The organism is Azotobacter tropicalis (assembly GCF_059739045.1).
In genome coordinates, this window is record NZ_AP046059.1 from 3,901,877 (window position 1) to 3,919,805 (window position 17,929).

At 68.2% G+C, this 17,929-nt stretch carries 9 protein-coding genes and 2 pseudogenes; 7 read left to right on the forward strand and 4 right to left on the reverse strand.

What is annotated here, in order from left to right; translation table 11 throughout:
• Positions 1–181 precede the first annotated feature (181 nt).
• From Atro_RS18495 to Atro_RS18510, 4 genes and pseudogenes are all read left to right on the forward strand, one after another.
• Positions 182–2,604, forward strand: a pseudogene (locus Atro_RS18495) (membrane-bound PQQ-dependent dehydrogenase, glucose/quinate/shikimate family).
• Between the two features lie 119 nt (positions 2,605–2,723).
• Positions 2,724–2,861: a hypothetical protein gene (locus Atro_RS18500; RefSeq protein WP_497924606.1), complete on the forward strand. Its 138-nt coding sequence runs from the start codon at positions 2,724–2,726 to the stop codon at positions 2,859–2,861.
• 157 nt (positions 2,862–3,018) lie between these two features.
• The gene (locus tag Atro_RS18505) at positions 3,019–4,350 is read left to right on the forward strand and encodes a ferredoxin reductase family protein (RefSeq protein ID WP_497924608.1); all 1,332 of its coding nucleotides are present in this window, start codon (positions 3,019–3,021) and stop codon (positions 4,348–4,350) included.
• Positions 4,351–4,902: 552 nt separating this feature from the next.
• Positions 4,903–6,261, forward strand: coding sequence for an OprD family porin (locus tag Atro_RS18510; RefSeq protein ID WP_497924610.1), 1,359 nt, complete (start codon positions 4,903–4,905; stop codon positions 6,259–6,261).
• 85 nt (positions 6,262–6,346) lie between these two features.
• Here Atro_RS18510 and Atro_RS18515 read toward each other — a convergent pair whose 3' ends face one another.
• The gene (locus Atro_RS18515) at positions 6,347–7,474 is read right to left on the reverse strand and encodes a glycerol dehydrogenase (RefSeq protein ID WP_497924612.1); all 1,128 of its coding nucleotides are present in this window, start codon (positions 7,472–7,474) and stop codon (positions 6,347–6,349) included.
• Positions 7,475–7,752: 278 nt separating this feature from the next.
• Here Atro_RS18515 and Atro_RS18520 point away from each other — a divergent pair, with 278 nt between their 5' ends.
• From Atro_RS18520 to Atro_RS18530, 3 genes are all read left to right on the forward strand, one after another.
• Entirely contained in the window at positions 7,753–10,455 is a 2,703-nt protein-coding gene (locus Atro_RS18520) for a winged helix-turn-helix domain-containing protein (RefSeq protein ID WP_497924617.1), read from the forward strand.
• An 887-nt stretch (positions 10,456–11,342) separates the two neighbouring features.
• Positions 11,343–13,268: an autotransporter domain-containing protein gene (locus Atro_RS18525; protein WP_497924620.1), complete on the forward strand. Its 1,926-nt coding sequence runs from the start codon at positions 11,343–11,345 to the stop codon at positions 13,266–13,268.
• A gap of 369 nt (positions 13,269–13,637) precedes the next feature.
• Positions 13,638–14,210, forward strand: coding sequence for a hypothetical protein (locus Atro_RS18530; protein ID WP_497924622.1), 573 nt, complete (start codon positions 13,638–13,640; stop codon positions 14,208–14,210).
• Positions 14,211–14,234: 24 nt separating this feature from the next.
• Here Atro_RS18530 and Atro_RS18535 read toward each other — a convergent pair whose 3' ends face one another.
• The 3 genes and pseudogenes from Atro_RS18535 to Atro_RS18545 all read right to left on the reverse strand — a co-directional run bounded on the left by Atro_RS18535 (position 14,235) and on the right by Atro_RS18545 (position 17,924).
• A complete protein-coding gene (locus tag Atro_RS18535) occupies positions 14,235–15,554 on the reverse strand; it encodes a TldD/PmbA family protein (RefSeq protein WP_497924624.1) in 1,320 nt (439 codons plus the stop codon).
• Positions 15,554–16,995 (reverse strand): annotated as a pseudogene (locus Atro_RS18540) (TldD/PmbA family protein). The gene Atro_RS18535 and the pseudogene Atro_RS18540 overlap by 1 nt, the downstream one beginning before the upstream one ends.
• A gap of 104 nt (positions 16,996–17,099) precedes the next feature.
• Positions 17,100–17,924: a peptidoglycan DD-metalloendopeptidase family protein gene (locus tag Atro_RS18545; RefSeq protein WP_497924626.1), complete on the reverse strand. Its 825-nt coding sequence runs from the start codon at positions 17,922–17,924 to the stop codon at positions 17,100–17,102.
• Positions 17,925–17,929 lie beyond the last annotated feature (5 nt).

A 17,929-nucleotide genomic window follows, 5' to 3' on the forward strand; every position in this document is an offset into this window, starting at 1 on the left:
GCCCAGTGCCTGCAGGGGCTTTTTTTCGTCACCGCCATTCAGCCGACCGGATCTTCGCCTCCGGGCTTTCGCACTACAGTTAGTGTTTCAGGGTCAGGCTGCCGGCCCGTGGCGGGAGCGTGCATTCTCGTCCGCCAAGCTGCCGGTGCTTCCAGTTGCAGGCTGGGTACAGGAGGGGCGGATGATCACGACGAACGCGCCACGACCGCGGCGGATCACGCTGACCGGGGTGCTGATGATGCTCCTGGGCGCCTTGCTGGCGCTCGGTGGCGCCTACCTGACGGTCTTGGGCGGCTCCTGGTACTACCTGCTCGCCGGCCTCGGGCTGCTGGCCGTGGGTGTCCTGATCTTGGCGGGGCGTCGGCTGGCGATTTGGCTGTATGCGGTACTGCTGCTCGCCACCCTGGCCTGGACGGTCCACGAGGTCCGCTTCGACTGGTGGCAGCTGTCGACGCGCATCGATCTGTGGTGGGGGCTGGGGCTCTGGCTGCTGCTGCCCTTCATCAACCGCCATATCGGCGCTCCGCCGAGCTGGCGGGATGCTGCCAGCGGCCTGCTCGGCCTTGGCCTGCTGCTCGGCGCGCTGATGGCCGGCTACTCGCTGACCCAGGACTATTCGCGCATCGCCGGCGAATTCAGTGCCGAGCGCCTGTCCGGCGGAAGCCCCGAAGGGCAGGCCGGCCGCTCGGCGAGCGAGTGGCCGGCATACGGCGGTTCGGCGCGCGCCGAGCGCTATTCTCCGGCCGGCTCCATCACCCCCGAGAACGTCGGGCGGCTGAAGAAAGCATGGGAGTACCACACCGGCGACTGGCCTCGCGAGGGCGACCCGGACGAGCTGACCAATCAGGTCACCCCGCTGAAGGTCGGCGACAGCCTGTTCATCTGCACGCCCCACAGCATCGCCATTGCGCTGGATGCGGACACCGGCGAGGAGAAGTGGCGCTTCGACCCGAACATCAACCGGGACGCCAAGTACTACCAGCACATGACCTGCCGCGGCCTGGCCTATCACGATGCCGCCGCCCATCCCGGCACGGGCGAGGTTGCCGCCCCCCTTGGCGAGCCCGCTCAGGCCGCCGCCACAGGCTGTACCCGCCGGTTGTTCCTGCCGACCAACGACGCCACGCTGTTCGCCCTGGACCCCGGCACCGGCCAGCCCTGCCAGGACTTCGGCACGGGCGGCATGATCGACCTGAAAGCGGGCCTGGGCGACGGGGCCCTGGGCGTATACCTGCCGACCTCGCCGCCCGTGGTGACCGGGAAGCTGGTGATCGTCGGCGGTTCGATAACCGACAACGGTTCGGTGGACTCCCCGGCGGGGTGATCCGTGCCTACGACGTGCGTACCGGCGCGCTGGTGTGGAACTGGGACCCGGGCAATCCGGAGGCGACCGATCCCTTGCCGGCGGGCGGAACCTACGTCCGCAGCACGCCGAACTCCTGGACCATCGCTAGCGCCGACGAGGAGCTGGGCCTGGTCTTCATCCCCACCGGCAACCAGACCCCGGACCAGTGGGGGCCTCGGCGCTCGCCGGAAACCGAGCGCTTCAGCGCCGCCCTGGTGGCGCTCGACCTGGCCAGCGGCAAGGTGCGCTGGGTGTTCCAGGCCGTGCACCATGACCTGTGGGACCGCGATCTGCCCTCGCAACCCACGCTGGTCGATCTCGACGGCCCGCAGGGCAAGGTGCCGGCGATCATCCAGGCGACCAAGGGCGGCGATCTGTTCGTGCTGGACCGGCGCACCGGCCAGCCCATCGTGCCGGTGCATGAGCGTCCGGTGCCGCAGGGCGCGGTCGAGGGCGATTTCACCGCGCCGACCCAGCCCGCCTCCGCGCTCAGCTATGCGCCGAAGAGGGCATTGCGCGAGAGCGACATGTGGGGCGGCACGCCGCTCGATCAACTGCTGTGCCGCATTCAGTTCCACAAGCTGCGCTACGAGGGCGACTTCACGCCGCCGAGCGAACAGGGTTCGCTGATCTATCCGGGCAACGTCGGCACCTTCAACTGGCCGTCGGTGGCGGTCGACCCGGTGCGGCAGATACTGTTCGGCGCACCAAACTACCTGGCTTTCGTCTCGCGGCTGGTCAAGCGCAGCGAGATCGAGGTCGAAGAAGGCCGCAGAGGCGGCGGCGAACTCGGTCTGCAGCCCAATCTCGGTGCGCCTTATATGGTGCACCTGGGACCCTTCATGTCGCCGCTGGGCTTGCCCTGCCAGTCGCCCCCCTGGGGTTACGTCACCGCGGTGGACCTGCGCAGCATGAAGCCGGTGTGGATGCACAAGAACGGCACCAGCCGCGACAACGCCCCCTACATTCCGTTTTCCGTAGGCGTTCCCGCGCTGGGCGGCCCGCTGATCACCGCCGGTGGCGTGGCCTTTCTCAGCGGCACGCTGGACTACTACCTGCGTGCCTACGATGTGCGCGACGGCGAGGAGTTGTGGAAGGGGCGTCTACCCGCCGGCGGCCAGGCGACGCCGATCACCTACATGTCGGAGAAGACCGGGCGGCAGTTTGTCGTGGTGATGGCTGGAGGCCATGGCTCGTTCGGCACCCGGATCGGCGATTCGCTGGTTGCCTGGGTGCTCGAGGAGGAGGCGAGGCGCTAGAGGCTTGTCGTCGAACCGGGCTTGCCGATGCTTTTTTTCGGGCTATGTTGAAAAGAGGATGCTGTTACCCACTCGCGGGTTTGCCCATGTCGGGCGCATTAGATAGGGAGATCCAGGCAATGCGCGACTTCTACTCCGTCGGCAGTGATTTGTTCTTTGAGGAAAAGTACGGATTTCAGATCGAGGAAGAAGAGGAGGAGGAAGAGGACAGTTTTTATCCCGATCTCGATGATATAGCCAAACTCAGTAACAACTGATCAACGAGAAGGCCGCCGAGAGCGGCCTTTTTCTTGCCGAGAGCGGCCAGGCTTAGGGGCTGCACTTGAGTCAATCGGTCTCTCGGCCCGGCAGCTCGCGCTTCGTATCATTGCTTCTCGGAATCACCCCCTCCGGTCGACGTCGAGAACTGCCGTCATGAAGAACCTCCGCATCACCTGCCTTGCCCTGTTCGGCGGTCTCAGCCTGCTCTGGCTGCTGGACGACAATCTGCTCGGGGCGCCCTACGAATTCTTCGCCCTGCGTCGGGCAATGGTCAATTTCACCGGCATCCTCGCCGTCGGCGCGATGAGCGTCGGCATCTTCCTGGCGATCCGTCCGGCCTTCCTGGAGGCCTTTCTCGGCGGACTGGACAAGGGCTACCGCCTGCACAAGTGGCTGGGCATCGCCGCACTGGGGCTGTCTGTCGTCCACTGGCTGTGGGTCAAGGTGCCGAAATGGATGGTCGGCTGGGGCTGGCTGGAGCGGCCGGCACGCAAGGCGGCCGGCGGCGAGGAGGTGGGGGCGCTGCTGAGCTTTCTGCGCAGCCAGCGCGGTCTGGCCGAGCAGGTCGGCGAATGGGCCTTCTACGCCGCCGTGGCGTTGATCCTGCTGGCGCTGTTCAAGCGTTTTCCCTACCGCTACTTCTTCAAGACCCACCGCCTGCTGGCCGTGGCCTACCTGGCGCTGGTCTTCCACTCGACGATCCTGATGAACAGCGCCTACTGGGCCTCGCCGCTCGGCGTGGTCATGGCCGCGCTGCTGCTCGTCGGCACGCTGGCCGCCGGCGTTGCCCTGCTGCGCCGGATCGGTGGCAGTCGCCGCGCGCTCGGTCACATCGAGGCGCTGGAGCTGCACAAGGACAACCGGGTGCTCGGCATCGATATCCTGCTGCAGGACCGCTGGCCCGGCCACCAGGCCGGGCAGTTCGCCTTCGTCACCTTCGACCCGGCCGAAGGGCCGCATCCTTTCAGCATCTCTTCCGCCTGGCAGGGCGACGGCCGCCTGCGCTTCAACGTCAAGGGCATCGGCGACTACACCGAAACCCTGCCGCAGACCCTCAGGGTCGGCGATCCGGTCAGCGTGGAAGGCCCCTACGGGCGCTTCGACTTCGCTGGCGGCAAGCCGCGGCAGATCTGGGTCGCCGGTGGCATCGGCATCACTCCGTTCCTCGCCGGCCTGCAGGCCCTGGCCGAGCAGCCGGACGGTTGCCGCATCGACCTGTTCTACAGCACCTCGGCGCCGGACCAGGGGTTCATCGAACGCCTGCACACGCTGGCCGGGCAGGCCGGAGTACGCCTGCACGTGCTGGTCAGCGGCCGCGACGAACGCCTGACCGGCGAGCGCTTGCGCGACCAGGTGCCCGACTGGCGCGAGGCCGACGTCTGGTTCTGCGGCCCGGCAGGCTTCGGCCGCGCGCTGCGTGAGAGCCTGACCGGCAGTGGCCTGCTGGCGGCGGACTTCCATCAGGAACTGTTCGAGATGCGCTAGCGCCTGCGCCTTCCCCTGGGCCGGCGTATGAAAACGAGACTGCCAGTCCGGACCGGCGTGCGAAAGCGAGTCGGCCGCTGAGACAGGGCGTCTCAAGGCCGTCCCGCTGTATCCGTCCCGGCGAGACGCGGCGTCTCGCCGGCACCTCCGCCGCACCCGCCTGGCCCATCCGAAAAGCCTCTCTGCCGCGGGCCTTTGCGCCTGCCGCCAGGACTCTGGCACCGACCTTGCTCTGGTTCGATGGCATGCGTAGCAGGCCTCTCCCGCCGCATCCAATAACAACAAGCAGAGGTGCGAAATGTCCGAACTCTCCCTTTCCGACTTCTTCCTGTCCACAAGCGCTGCCCGGGATGCCGGCGGCGCGGCGCGCTAGTCGCAGGAGGCGCCTCGCTCGTCCGGCCTGAGCCATCGCGCCAGCCGGGCCGGCGCCTCCGCCCAGGACCCCGATCGACACCTGCCGTGCAGCCGCTGCGGACGGCGGCCTCGCGCTGCCCGCGTGCCGCCCGGCCGACGCCAGGGAAGGTCGTCATGCTCCAGCAACAGGAATGAACCATGCGTCTCGACAACAACAAGAATCCAGCCCGTATCGCCTCCTTGTCCGTCCTTCTGGCCCTGCCGGCCGTGGCCTTGGGCGAGGAGGGCTTTTTCGACGGCTCCAGCTTCAAGCTGCTCAACCGCAACTTCTACTTCACCCAGGATTTCCGCAACGGCTACCGCGCCACCAACCCGCAGACCGGCGAGCGCAAGGGACAACGCACCGAGTGGGCGCACGGCCTGATCGCCACCTTCGAGTCCGGCTTCACTCCGGGAGCGGTCGGCTTCGGCCTGGACGTGCGTGGCCTCTACGGCGTCAAGCTGGACGGCGGCGACGGCCGGGTCGGCGACGGCAACGCCGGCAACGGCCTGATCCCGCGGCGCGGCTACAACTTCGACGGCAAGCCCAAGAGCGAATTCGGCAAGGTCGACGTCGAGCTGAAGCTGCGCCTGTTCGAGGACACCGAGCTGCGCTACGGCGACGTCCGGCCCCTCAGTCCGGTGCTCAATACCAGCGACATCCGCCTGCTGCCGCAGAGCTTTCGCGGCACCACGCTCAAGAACACCTCGGTCAAGGGCCTGACCCTGCAGGGCGGCAAGCTGGAATCCGGCAGCGACCGTACCGCCACCGCCCACAACGGCGACCTCGGCACCGCCTACGGCGGGCGCTTCAAGGAGGCCGACGACTTCGTCTACGGCGGCATCGACTACAACCTCGACGACCGCCTGCTCCTGCGCCTGCACCACGGCCGGCTCGACGACGTCTGGAACCAGACGGCCTTCTACGCCGACTGGCGCCAGCCGCTGGGCGAGGGCGTGAGTCTCAGTGCCGGTTTTCGCTACTACCGCACCACCGACACCGGCAAGTCGCTGCTCGGCGATCTCGATAACGACTCCTGGAGCCTGCAGACCGGCCTGACCGTCGGACCGCACGCCTTCACGGTGGCCCACACGCGGATCGACGACGGCTCGCCGTTCGACTACGTCTGGCACACCTGGGACTTCTTCCTGAACACCAACTCCCAGGTCTCCGACTTCAACAACCCCAACGAGCGCGTCTGGCTGTTCCGCTACGACTACGACTTCGCCGCCGTCGGCCTTCCCGGCCTGGCGCTGATCGCCCGCTACGTGCGCGGCACCGACATCGACGGCAGCAAGGTCGGGCCGAGCTATGCCGCCTACCAGGGCATCCGCGACGGCCGGCACTGGGAGCGCAACGTCTGGCTCAGCTACGTGGTGCAGAGCGGGCCGGCCAAGGACCTGAGCTTCCGGCTCCTGCAGGCCACCCACCGGGTGAACGGCGACCACACCGCCGAGGCCGACATCGACGAGTTGCGGCTGATTCTCGAGTTTCCTCTCGACCTGCGCATGTTCTGAGCAGGCGTTTGCCCCTGCGCTACTGACCGTCTCTGCAGGGGCTTTTTTATTCCGGCGCGGCTGCCCACGGCAGCCGTGCCCCGGTTCAGCCGAAGGCCGCCAGCGGCGCGTGGCCGGCAGTCGCCTGCCGGTGGGCCACGGCCAGGGCATCGGCTTCGCGGATGGCCCGGTAGACGTCGCCCGGCGCGACGGCGAAGGGCATGTTGCCCATGCTGTCGTGCTTCTCGCAGGCCCGTTCCGCCACCCGCCGCCACTGCGCCTCGGCGAAGGTCTTGACGCCGAGATCCTGCAGGGTGAGCGGCAGGCCGACCGCCTGGATGAAGTCGAGCACGCTGGCGATTTCCTCGTCCGGCGCCTGTTCCAGCACCAGTTGGGCGAGCAGGGCGAAGGCCATCTTCTCGCCGTGGCGGGCGTGCTGCAGGGCGGGCACGGCGAGCATGCCGTTGTGGATGGCATGGGCCGCGGCGCGGCCGCCGCCGTCGGCGCTCACCCCGCTGAGGTAGACGGTCGCCTCCAGCACCGCCTCCACTGCCCGACTCGCGCGCTGGCGCTCCACGTCGAGACGGGCCTGGACGGCGTTCTCCAGCAGGCTGTCGAGACACAGGCGGGCGGTGGCCAGGGCGGTGCGGCTCGGTTCCGTGCGCTTGGCCCTGGCCCGATAGCAGGCGCGTACCTCGAAGTAGGTCGCCAGGGCCTTGCCGATGCCGGCGACGAACAGCCGCGTCGGCGCCGCGGCGAGGATCGCGGTGTCGGCGATGACCACGTCCGGGCCGCCCGGCAGCAGCATGCAGCGGTCGAACTCGCTGTTCAGGGTATAGATCAGCGCGCGGGCGGTGCAGGCCGCATCGCTGGAGGCGGTGGTCGGCACGGTCAGCAGCGGCAGCCGCTCGTGGCAGGCGACCGCCTTGGCGGTATCCAGGGTCTTGCCGCCGCCGATGCCGACGATCAGGTCGGCCTTGATGCTGCGCGCCAGCTCGCGGTTGCGATTGATCTCGACGCGCGTGCACTCGTGCTGGAACTTGCCGAACACCGCCTTGCCGCGCGCCTCGAACGACGGGCCGGCTTCGGCGATCGCCCGTTCGAGGATGAACTTGTCGCAGAGGACGTAGGCGCGGCTGCCGAAGGCCTGGGCATAGCTGCCCAGATTGCCCAGGAGGCCCTTGCCCATGAAGAACTTGCCCGGGGGGCGGATGGAGATTGCGCCGTTCGGCATGATGGATAGCCCTTTTGTCGGATCTTATAGGCAGGATATGCACGCCGGGCGCCGCGCCGGAGAAGGCATTCGCCGGGGCGGAACGGCTGGCTGGGGCTACGGTAGGGAAAGGCCGGCGGACGGAATAACTACCCGGATGGGGGCGCGGACGAGCGGGATAGGGCATTATCCTTGCGGGCGACGCGCCGTGCGGCCTCCGACCGATCCGGGGGGCTGCGCGTGTGGTGTCGATGACAACAAGAACAGGTCGGAACAGACCGGCTTTCGAGGTATGAAAGATGGATCGACGCCATTCCGAGCGCCGCTTCGCTCCCGTCTACAGCCAGGGCACCTGCGGCCTGCCGCTGATCGCCACCAAGTTCGTTCCGCCGCGCTCGCCCGGCGTGCTGCTGGCCCGCCCGCGCCTGCTGGCGCGCTTCGAGCCGCTGGCCGAGCGCAGCCTGGCGCTGGTCTGCGCCGGGGCCGGCTTCGGCAAGACCACGCTGCTCGCCCAGTACCGCGGCCAACTGCAGGAGCGTGGGGCGGCCGTCGCCTGGCTGAGCCTGGACGAGGGCGACGACGTGCCCGAGTACTTCTGCCACTACCTGCTCGACGCCCTGCTGCCGCTGCACCCCGGCCTCGGCTGGCGACTCGGCTTTCTCGCCGCCGGACTGCCGTCCATCGACCGCGTGTTCGGCCACCTGATCAACGCCGTGCAGGCGGTGGAGGCGCCGCTCTACCTGATCGTCGACGACTACCACGCGATCCGCAACCCGGCGATCCACCGCGCCTTCGCTTACCTGCTCGAACACGCCCCGGCCAACTTCCACGTGCTGCTCGGCAGCCGCAGCCTGCCGTCGCTGCCGCTGAGCCGCCTGCGCTCGCGCCACCAGCTGATCGAGATCGACGCCAACGACCTGCGCTTCAACCTTTGCGAGGCGCGCCATTACTTCGCCGACTCCGCCGCCCTGGCCCTGAGCAATGCGCAGGCCCAGCGCCTGCTGGAGGTGACCGAGGGCTGGATCACCGGCATGCAGATGGCCACCCTGTCGCCGTCGATCAAGGACAACCCGGCGCAGGTCATCGACAGCCTGAGCCACGGCGGCCGGCTGGTCGGTCGCTACCTGGAGGACGTGGTGTTCGAGCCGCTGCCGGCGGCGGTCGACGACTTCCTGATGTGCACCTCGATCCTCGACCGCTTCTGCGCCGAGCTGTGCGATGCGGTCACCGGGCGCAACGACGGCCACGCCATGCTCGACTGGATCGAGCGGCACAACCTGTTCGTCGCCGCGCTGGACGACCACGGCCAGTGGTTCCGCTACCACCACCTGTTCGCCGAAACCCTGCAGACCCGCCTGCGCCGGCGCCCCGACCTGGACGTCGCCACCTTCCACGAGCGCGCCGGCAACTGGTTCGCCGGGCAGAGCCTGTGGGCCGAAGCGACCCGCCACGCGCTGGCCGCCGGCAAGGTGGAGAGCGCGCCGGGCCGCGCCGGGCTGGGCGCCCAGTCGCTGGCCGAGCGTGGCGATATCGACACCCTCTTGGGCTGGCTGCAGCAGCTGCCGATCACCGCCGACGAGCACCGCATCAGCCTGCAGCTCAACCTGGCCTGGGCGCTGGCCCACCGTTTCCGCTTCGACGAGTCGCGGCGCCTGCTCGGCGAGCTGCGCCGCTGGTTCGCCGTGCATCCGGCACGCCGCGACCTGCGGGTCAAGCTGGATGCGGTGGCGGCGATCTGCGAGGCCTTCGCCGAAAACGTGCAGACCGGCATCGCCCTGGCCGAGCCGCTGCTGGCGCAGATCCCCTGCGGCGACAGCTGGGTCGACGGGCTGGTCTGCAACGTCCTCAGCTACTGCCACATGGTCCTTGGCCAGCACGATCAGGCGCAGGCCGTGCAGCGCCACACCCTCTATCCGGGCGCGCCCACCGAGAACCTGTTCGTCACCGTCCACCGCGCCTTCATCCTCGGCCAGAGCCACCTGCGCCAGGGCGACCTGCGCACCGCCGAGGCCTGCTTCCTGCAGGCGATGGAGTCCGCCGACCGGCTCACCGGGCCGCAGTCCAGCGGCAGCGCCACCCTGGCCGCCTCGCTGGCCGAACTGGCCTACGAGCACGGCGACTGGGAACGCCTGGATGCGCTGGTGCGCCAGCGCGGCCCGCAGATCGACCGCGTGGTGCCCCTCGACGGTGTGCTGGCGGTCTACCGCGCGCTGTGCCGGCGGTCGCTGGCCGAGGACGATGGGGTGCAGGCGCGTCTGTTGCTCCAGCACGCCCAGGAAATCGCCGGCCAGCGCCGCTGGAACCGCCTGCAGGCGGCACTGCTCGCCGAACAGGTGCGCCTGCAGCTGCAGCGCGACGACCTGGCCGGCGCCGAACACATGCTGCGGCGCATCGAGTTGCTGAAGAGCGACGAGGGCGCCGTCCCCGGTTGCCGCCACTACGCGCGGATCGCCCGTGCCCGGCTGCTGCTCGCCCAGGGCCTCGGCCTGGCGGCGGCCGACTGCCTGGCCGGGGTGGTGGCCGAGTTCGAGGCGCGCGGCCAGCAGCTCGAGGCCATACGCCTGCGCCCGCTGTGGGCCATCGCCCTCTGGCAGGGCGACGAACGCGACGCCGCCATCGCGGTTCTGCTGCCGGCGCTGCACTTGGGCCAGCGGGAAAACCTGCTGTGTAGCCTGACCGATGCCGGCCGCGCCCTGCTGCCGCTGCTGAGTCGCTGCGCCAGCGTGGAGGCGGGCGCCGGCGACCTCGCGGGCTACGTCGCCATACTGCGCGAACGCCTCGGCGGCGAAGATTGTGCCGAACCGCCGTTCAGCCTCAGCGAGCGGGAAAGCCAGACCCTGCGTCTGGTTGCCGCCGGCCAGTCCAACAAGGAAATCGCCCGCACCCTGGACATCTCCGTGGAAACGGTGAAATGGCACCTGAAGAACCTCTACGGGAAACTGCAGGTCACCAGCCGGACGCGGGCGATGAGCCGGGCGCGGGAGTTGAGTTTGCTGGAGTGAGGGAAGGGGAGCGGCAAAGTTGCCGCTCGTCGACTGAGGCATAGTTTCAAGCGGCTTTTCATATGGCAGCCGCTTGCTACGTATGCATGTGTGGCTATTTTTCCCACTATCGTTCGTTGTCTTCCGGCTTTCTTGCTTGGCCGGCGACAATATCTTTCTATGGGTTGTCCGCTCTCCGGGACGCGGCTGGATAGCGCTAGTGTTATCGCCAGTGCTGCAATGGATTCAATGATATTGCAGAGTTGGAATTCAACTATGGCGTTATGAGTTGGAGTTCAACTGCTGGTACGTACTTCACTAAGAGTCAGGCAGAAAGTTTTTCGGGCTGCTCATTACTCTGGATCAATCTGACGTGCCTTGATGGCTTGGGTTGACAATAATGGGCGCGAATCTAATTGCGCTGATGTCTCAGTAAGTTTGGCTTGCTGTCATCGATGCTGTATGGCCCTTCGAAAATCGGTTGATGAAACAAAACGTTGGAGAAGGGCTCCTGCGCTTTTCTATGGGGCGCTACAAGTCGAGTTTGCGCAGTTGGACGCCTGGCTTGCTGGCATGTAGTTGATGCGTCGGACTACATCCAATCCGAGCGCTATATTGCCAGTGAAAAAGGCTTTCGCCGTCAGCCCGCAATTTTATTGTCCACAAATTAGTGCTCCGCCAACATTGACCGGGGTGCGATCCATACGGTGATTCGCTGAGTAACACCCTGGATGATCATTGTCGGTGCTACGGGCGGTGAGTTGAAACTGATCTGCCAAGCATTGGCGTATAGCGAACTTGTTGGGAATAGCCTGCCTGTTTCCTCCAACCTTCCCGCATAAGCATTTATCGCCGCGCGTTATGACGATTCGCATCTGCGTACATCCGGACTTTGGGAGGCGTTTCCCATGCCATGCATAATCCGTCCGCTGACTGTGCTGCTGATCTTGGCTGTTTCCGGACTGGTAGCGGCCGCTCCTTATTCAGAACTGGTGGTTTTCGGCGATTCGTTGAGTGACGGCGGGCAGTTTCCGGATAGCGGCAGCCCTTTGCTGAGCGGCTTGCCGACGGGTGGTCTGCGTTTTACCAACCGCACAGGCCCCGGCTATCTGCCGGACAATAGCGAGTACTTCGCGCCGGTTTCCATCCAGCGCCTGGCAGGCCGGCTGGGATTGGAAGCGCTGCCCTCGACACCGATTTTGCCGCAGGTCCTGACCGGCAATCCCGACGGTAGCAACTATGCGGTCGGCGGCTACCTGACCGGCCAAGTGCGTGCCTCGATCATGGATCCCGACGGCTCAATGGTGGATACCGGCCGCGGCCTCGTGCGCAGCCGCGACGGCTATCTGGTCGAGATGCCGCGGGTGGATCCGGATACGCTGTTCTATGTCAACGGTGGCGGCAACGATATCTTTCAAGGCCGCATCGTCGATGCGGCCAGTGCCGCGCAGGCTGCCGCCGAGTTGGTCGAGGGGGTGGCGGCGCTGCAGCGTGCCGGAGCGCGTTACATCATCGTCGCCGACCTGCCGGACGTCGGCGCTACTCCGGCCGGCTTCGCCAGCGGCGCCCGGCCGCTCTGGAGCCAGGCCGCCGCCCAGTTCAACGCGGCGCTGGACACCCAGCTGGCCGCCCTCGGCGGCAACCTGATCCGCCTCAATTTGCGCGGGCTGCTCGCCGAGGTGAAGGCCGAGCCGGCCGTCTTCGGCCTCGATCCGGGCGTGGCGCAGAGCGATTTCTGTTTCGATGGCTCCAGGGGGGACTGCGTCGAGGACCCGACCTGGGGGCTGCATGGCGGCTCGCCGGATCCACAGCGGCTGCTGTTCAACGATGGCGTGCATCCCACGGCGGCCGTCCAGCAGGTCAGTGCCGACTACACCCATGCATTACTCGCGGCCCCCTGGGAAATCTCCCTGCTGCCGGAAATGGGCCGTGTCACGCTGCGCGCACATCTGCGCCTGCTGGACAGCGAACTGCGGGCGCAGCAAGACAACTGGCAGGCGCTCGGGCCCTGGCGATTGTTCGTGCAGGGCGGCTACCGGCGCCCGGATTACGATGACAAGACGTCCGGCGCCGAAGGCGACGGTCACAGCCGGAGCCTGACGCTCATCGCCAGCCGGCGATTCGCCGCGCAATGGCTGGCCGGGCTGAGCCTGGGCCTGGAGGACAATCACCTGGAACTGGGTGAGGCGGATTCGGACTACGAGATGCGCAGCGTGCTGCTCACCGGCTTCGCCCGCTACCAGCCCGGTCGCCTGTTCGCCGATCTGCACGCCTCGCTGGGCTGGCTCGACTACGATGAGCTCGAACGCCGCTTTGCCCTCGGCACGGCCTGGCGTACCGAGGAGGGCGACACCGAGGGCTGGCTCTGGGGCGTCGGCGGCCGCCTGGGCCTGAACCTGTTCGCGACGGGCGCCCGCCTGCAGGCCGGGCCCTTCGTCGGCGCCGACTACCTGCGGGTGACGGTCGACGATTACCGCGAGCGCGGTGACAGCTCCAGTGCCCTGGCCTATGACGATCAGAAACAGGACTACCTGCTGCTCGTTGCCGGCCTGTTCTTCGATTACGCCCTCGGCGAGCGGACCCGGCTGTTCGGCGAGATCGCCCGCGAGCATGAAGGCCATAACGATGCCGAGGATCTTCGCCTGGGATTGGTCAGCGTGCCGGGCAACAGCTTCAAACTGCAGGGCTATGCGCCGCCGAACGACCAGACCCGCCTCGCCCTCGGCCTGGCCCGGCAATTCGGTCGGGATCTGTCGCTGCGCGCCAGCTACCACTATCTGGGCGATGAGGACTCCGTCCAGGGCCTCGATCTGTCGTTGGCCTGGAGCCTGTAGGGGCGAACAGGATGGAGCCCCCATTGAGCGCGGGGCTCTGCTGCGCTGCCGGGAGCCATGCCAATCGCGGAACTGGGATTGCGTGGGTAGCCGCTGTTTTATCGGCCGGAACTTGCCTGTCCTGCGGGCTCCGGAAACTGGTATCGGACAAGAGAGCCCAAGGCCCGACTTCATCCTTTGTTCTGGGTGCTGTTTTAATAGGTGGCGTATCCATGCGCGATAAGGCGCGTGCATTGGGCTACACAGGCTCGAGTCAGTGACTTTTTACGTATGGGGGCGGCCAGGTTCGGTCATCGGGTATAGCTCACGACTGTACTGCTCACTGAGTGATCGGGCGTTTTCGGCTTATGGGAGAGTCCGAGGGAGGCGATGAAATTGGAAAAACGGATCGAGAAACCGGGGGAGTCTGCTTCTGAAGTGTCGTCGCTGGTGAATGAGGGCCAAGCATCCGCCCAGGATCAGGCTGGCGACGCAGCGGCCGCATCGGCGCCCGAAAAGCCATCCCGCCAGACTGCCGCCCACGGATACGCCAAAGCCGCCCTCGTCAAGGCGAAGACGCTGACGGCGGCCGCGGCGAGCGGGACGAAGAACATGCCCGGCAAGGTCGTGGCCAAGGTCAAGGCGCTCGATGCGAATCACAAGGATGTGGCCGACAAGATCGACACGGTGTCCATGGGGCTGGGCATCACGTCCGGCGTGGTGAGCGCCGGGGCGGTGTTCGCCGCCCCGACCGGCCTGAGCGCGCTAGGCGTTGCCCTCGGCCTGACCAGCGCCCCCCTGATCGTGACCGCCGCGCCCATCGTCGGCGCCGCCGCCGCCGTAACGGGTGCCCTTTCGGGCGGGGCGTATTTCTATTCGAAATGGAAATCGTCGAAGGCGGCGAAGGCGGAGCGGGCGGCCCAGGATTCCCAACCGCTCGACTCGCCGGATGTCGAACAATAGGGGCCGCGCACGGGGCTCCTTTTCTCAAAGCGTCAGCGTGAACCGCCCCAGCAACGCCCCCGGCAGCGTCCTGGAGCCGCTCTGCCGCGCGCCATAGGTGCCTGCCGGCAGGATCGTTTCGGGCTCGCGGGTCAGGGCTTCCAGGTGGTGGCCGAGGAAGCTGAACACCGAGTCGTCGAAGCGCATGGTGTCGACCGGGGCGTGGAGCTGGCCGTTTTCCACCCAGAAGGTGGCGAAGCGGGTCATGCCGGTCAGCCGGCCGGCCGGGCGGTCGGAGAAGTTGAGGTACCAGAGGTTGCCGATGTACAGGCCGGTGTCCAGGCGGGCCAGGATGTCGCCCTCGTCCAGTTCGCCGCCGGCCAGCACCGGGGACAGCGGGTATTCGTGAGCGCCCGCGCCGTTGGCGGTCAGGCCGTATTCGGCGGCGCTGCGCGAGCCGACCAGCCGCTCGCCCGGCAGGCCTGCCGCGAGCAGGCGCAGATCCTGGCGCGGGCCTTCGCTGGTGAAGGCCGGGGCCAGGCCGCCGTCGATCCGCTCGTGGAGGTGCAGCAGCGGGCTGAGCCGTGCCGAGCCGGCGAACAGGCGCTGCAGGGGGCTGCCGCCGCTGGCCAGGGCCTGGGCCGAGAAGCCGCCGCTGAGCATGTCGAGGATCTCGTCCAGCGCCGCCGGGGCCAGGTAGGCCCGGTAGTCGCCCGGCGCCAGGGTCCGCGCCGGGCGGCCGAGGTATTCCAGCTGCTCGCGCGCCGAGGCCATGCGCCGGGCGAAGGCCAGGGCGTCCCAGCGTTGGCCGGCATAGGCGCTCTTGACCGCCTGGCCGTTGGCGTGGAACAGGCTCCAGTCGAAGTTGAAGCTGCTCGCCGCATGCCAGCCGAGAGCACCCCAGGAACTGGCGAAGCCATGGTACTGCGGGCCGGCGGTGTAGATGCCGGCCAGGTCGAGTCCCGCGGCGGCGGCGACGATCTGCCCGACCGCCGCCGCGCCGTCCGGCATCGTTCCCGCCTCGGCGCTCTCGCTCCGCCAGGGCTCCCGGTTGAGGCGCAGGTAGGGGTCGGGGGCCAGCGCCGGCACCACCGCGCGCAGCTTTTCCAGCGCATGGCGCAGGCGGGCGCGGTCCTCCTCGGCCACGCCGCTCAGGCTCAGCTCGAAACGGGCATGGCGCTCGCCGAGGTAGAGGGCGAGGGTGGCGTATGCCTGTTGCACCTGGCCGGCCTGGCGCACCCGCGCCCGGTTGAAGCGCACGAACTCCGAGGCCTCGGCACGGTAGTCCAGGGTGAAGCCTTCGCCGGCGCGCAGCAGCGGCCGCAGGCTGGCGAGCAGGGCGTGGAAATGCTCACGGGCGTTCATCAGGCGGTCCCTCCGAATACGACGACGTTCTTGAATACGCAGGCCGGCGAGGCGTGGCCGACGCGCACCGCCTGGTTCGGCTCGCCCTTGCCGCAGTAGGGCGTGCCGAGCACCTCGACGGTGCTCGCGTCGCCCACCGCGGCGAGGTTGCGCCAGAAGTGCGCGGAGATCCCGCGGTAGTTGGGGTTCTTCACCACGCCCTTGAGTTCGCCGTTCTCGATCAGTCGCCCCCATTCGCAGCCGAACTGGAACTTGTTGCGGGCATCGTCGATCGACCAGGAGCGGTTGGTGCTCATCAGGATGCCGTGCTCGATGCCGCCGATCAGTTGCGCGAGGCTGCGGTCGCCCGGTTCGACGTTGAGGTTGGCCATGCGGTCGATGGGCGCGCGGTTCCAGCTGCAGGCGCGGCTGCAGGCCACGCCCGGCAGGCCGCTGCGCAGCTGCGACAGGGCGCCGCCCAGCGGGCGCTGCAGGATGCCGCGGCGGATCAGGTACTCGCGCCGCGCCGGGGTGCCATCGTCGTCGTAGCGGTAGCTGGCCAGCTCCTCGGGGCGGTCGGGTCGAAGGTGACGTCGAGCAACGGCGAGCCGTACTGGTAGCGGCCGAAGTCCTCCAGGCGGATGAAGCTGGTGCCGGCATAGTTGCGCTCGTCGCCGAGGATGCGGTCCAGCTCCAGCGGATGGCCGATGGATTCGTGGATCTGCAGCACCATCTGGTCGGGCATCAGCAGCAGGTCGAGCGGGCCGCTGGGGGTATTGGGGGCCAGCAGCAGCTGCAGCGCCTCGTCGGCGATGCGCGGGGCCGATCCGATCAGGCCGAGGCGGTCGATCACCTCGGCGCCGCCCTGCTGGCCGAAGTTGAAGCCGCCGAGGCTGCGGCTCTGGCTGTCGTGGCCGTCGCTGGCGGTCACGCTCAGCTCCGGGTAGACGAAGCGCTGGGCGCGCCGCAGGCAGGCGCCGGCGCTGTTGAGGTAGATCTGCTCCACACACTGGACGCCGAGTCCGGCGCTCCAGTCCACCAGCCGCGCCTCCCGGAGCACCCGCGCCGACTCGGCGCCCAGCACCTCGAACCAGTGCGCCGGGCCGGCCAGCGGCCGCTCGTAGCCGGGCGCCACGTCGTCCGCCGCGCCGGTCGGCACCGGCAATTCCCGCACTTCCAGCAGCGCGTGCCCGGCCAGGACGCGGGCCAGGTGCTCGGCCCGCTCCAGGGCCGCCTGCAGCCCGGCCAGGGTCAGATCGCTGGTGGCCGCATAGGCTTCGACGCCGGCGATGCGCGCCGTCAGCATGGCGCCGCTGTCTTCGCCGAAGGAAGGCGGCAGGGCGACGTTGCGGCGCACCCGGTAATGCTCGCTGACTTCGTGGACATGCCGCAGCGACCAGAAATCGGCGCTGCTGCGCAGGGCGGCGAACCGGCGCGACAGCTCGGAGGCGGATTCGAACATGCAGTGGGTCCTGTACGTGCGGGGATGGACCGGATTGTAGCGAGGTGCAGCCGCGATCAGGGCACCGACAGGCGGAGCGGGCCAGGACGCCCGCCCCGGAGCGATCAACGGCTGAACTGGCCGATGAAGATTGCCGGATCGACCCGCGCGTCGTTGAGGCTGACGTTCCAGTGCAGGTGCGGCCCGGTGGCCCGGCCGGTGGCGCCGACCCGGCCGAGCACGGCGCCGCGGGGCAGTTCGTCGCCGACCTTCACCTCGACCTTGGACAGGTGGCAGAACATGCTCACCAGGCCCTGGCCGTGGTCGACGAACACCGTCCTGCCGTTGAAGAAGTAGTCGCCGACCAGGGTCACCCGGCCGGCCGCCGGGGCCTTGACCGGGGTGCCGGCCGGCACGGCGAAGTCCAGCCCGGAATGCGGGTTGCGCTCCTCGCCGTTGAAGAAGCGGCGCAGGCCGAAGGGGCTGGAGAGGGGACCGGCGACCGGCTTGTCGAACAGCAGGTTGCTCGGCTGGCGCGGCTCAAAGCGCCGGTAGGCGTCGGTCTGCTCGGCCAGTTCGCGTTCGATGCGTTTGAGGTCCTCCGGGTTCGGGTCGACCTGGCGCTGGTTCTTCAGGGTGATGCGCTGCTCGCGGTAGTGGCGGGGCTCGACCCGGAAGGCGCGGCTGCGGCCGTCCGCCTCGATGCGCTGCTCGCCCGGCTTGACCGACAGCGGGATGCCGACGATGGCGAGCCAGCGCTGGCCGTCCTCGCGGACCGTCAGCAGTGGCTTGTCCTGGTAGGTCGCCTTGGGCGGCGTGGGGCCGTCGCCCAGGTCGATCACCGCCACGCCGCCGGGCACCGGCTTGTCCAGCAGGCGGGAGATGAAGCCGTCGGCGTGGGCGGGCAAGGTGAGGAGCAGGGCGAGGCAGGCGGCGAGCAGGCGTGACATGGCGG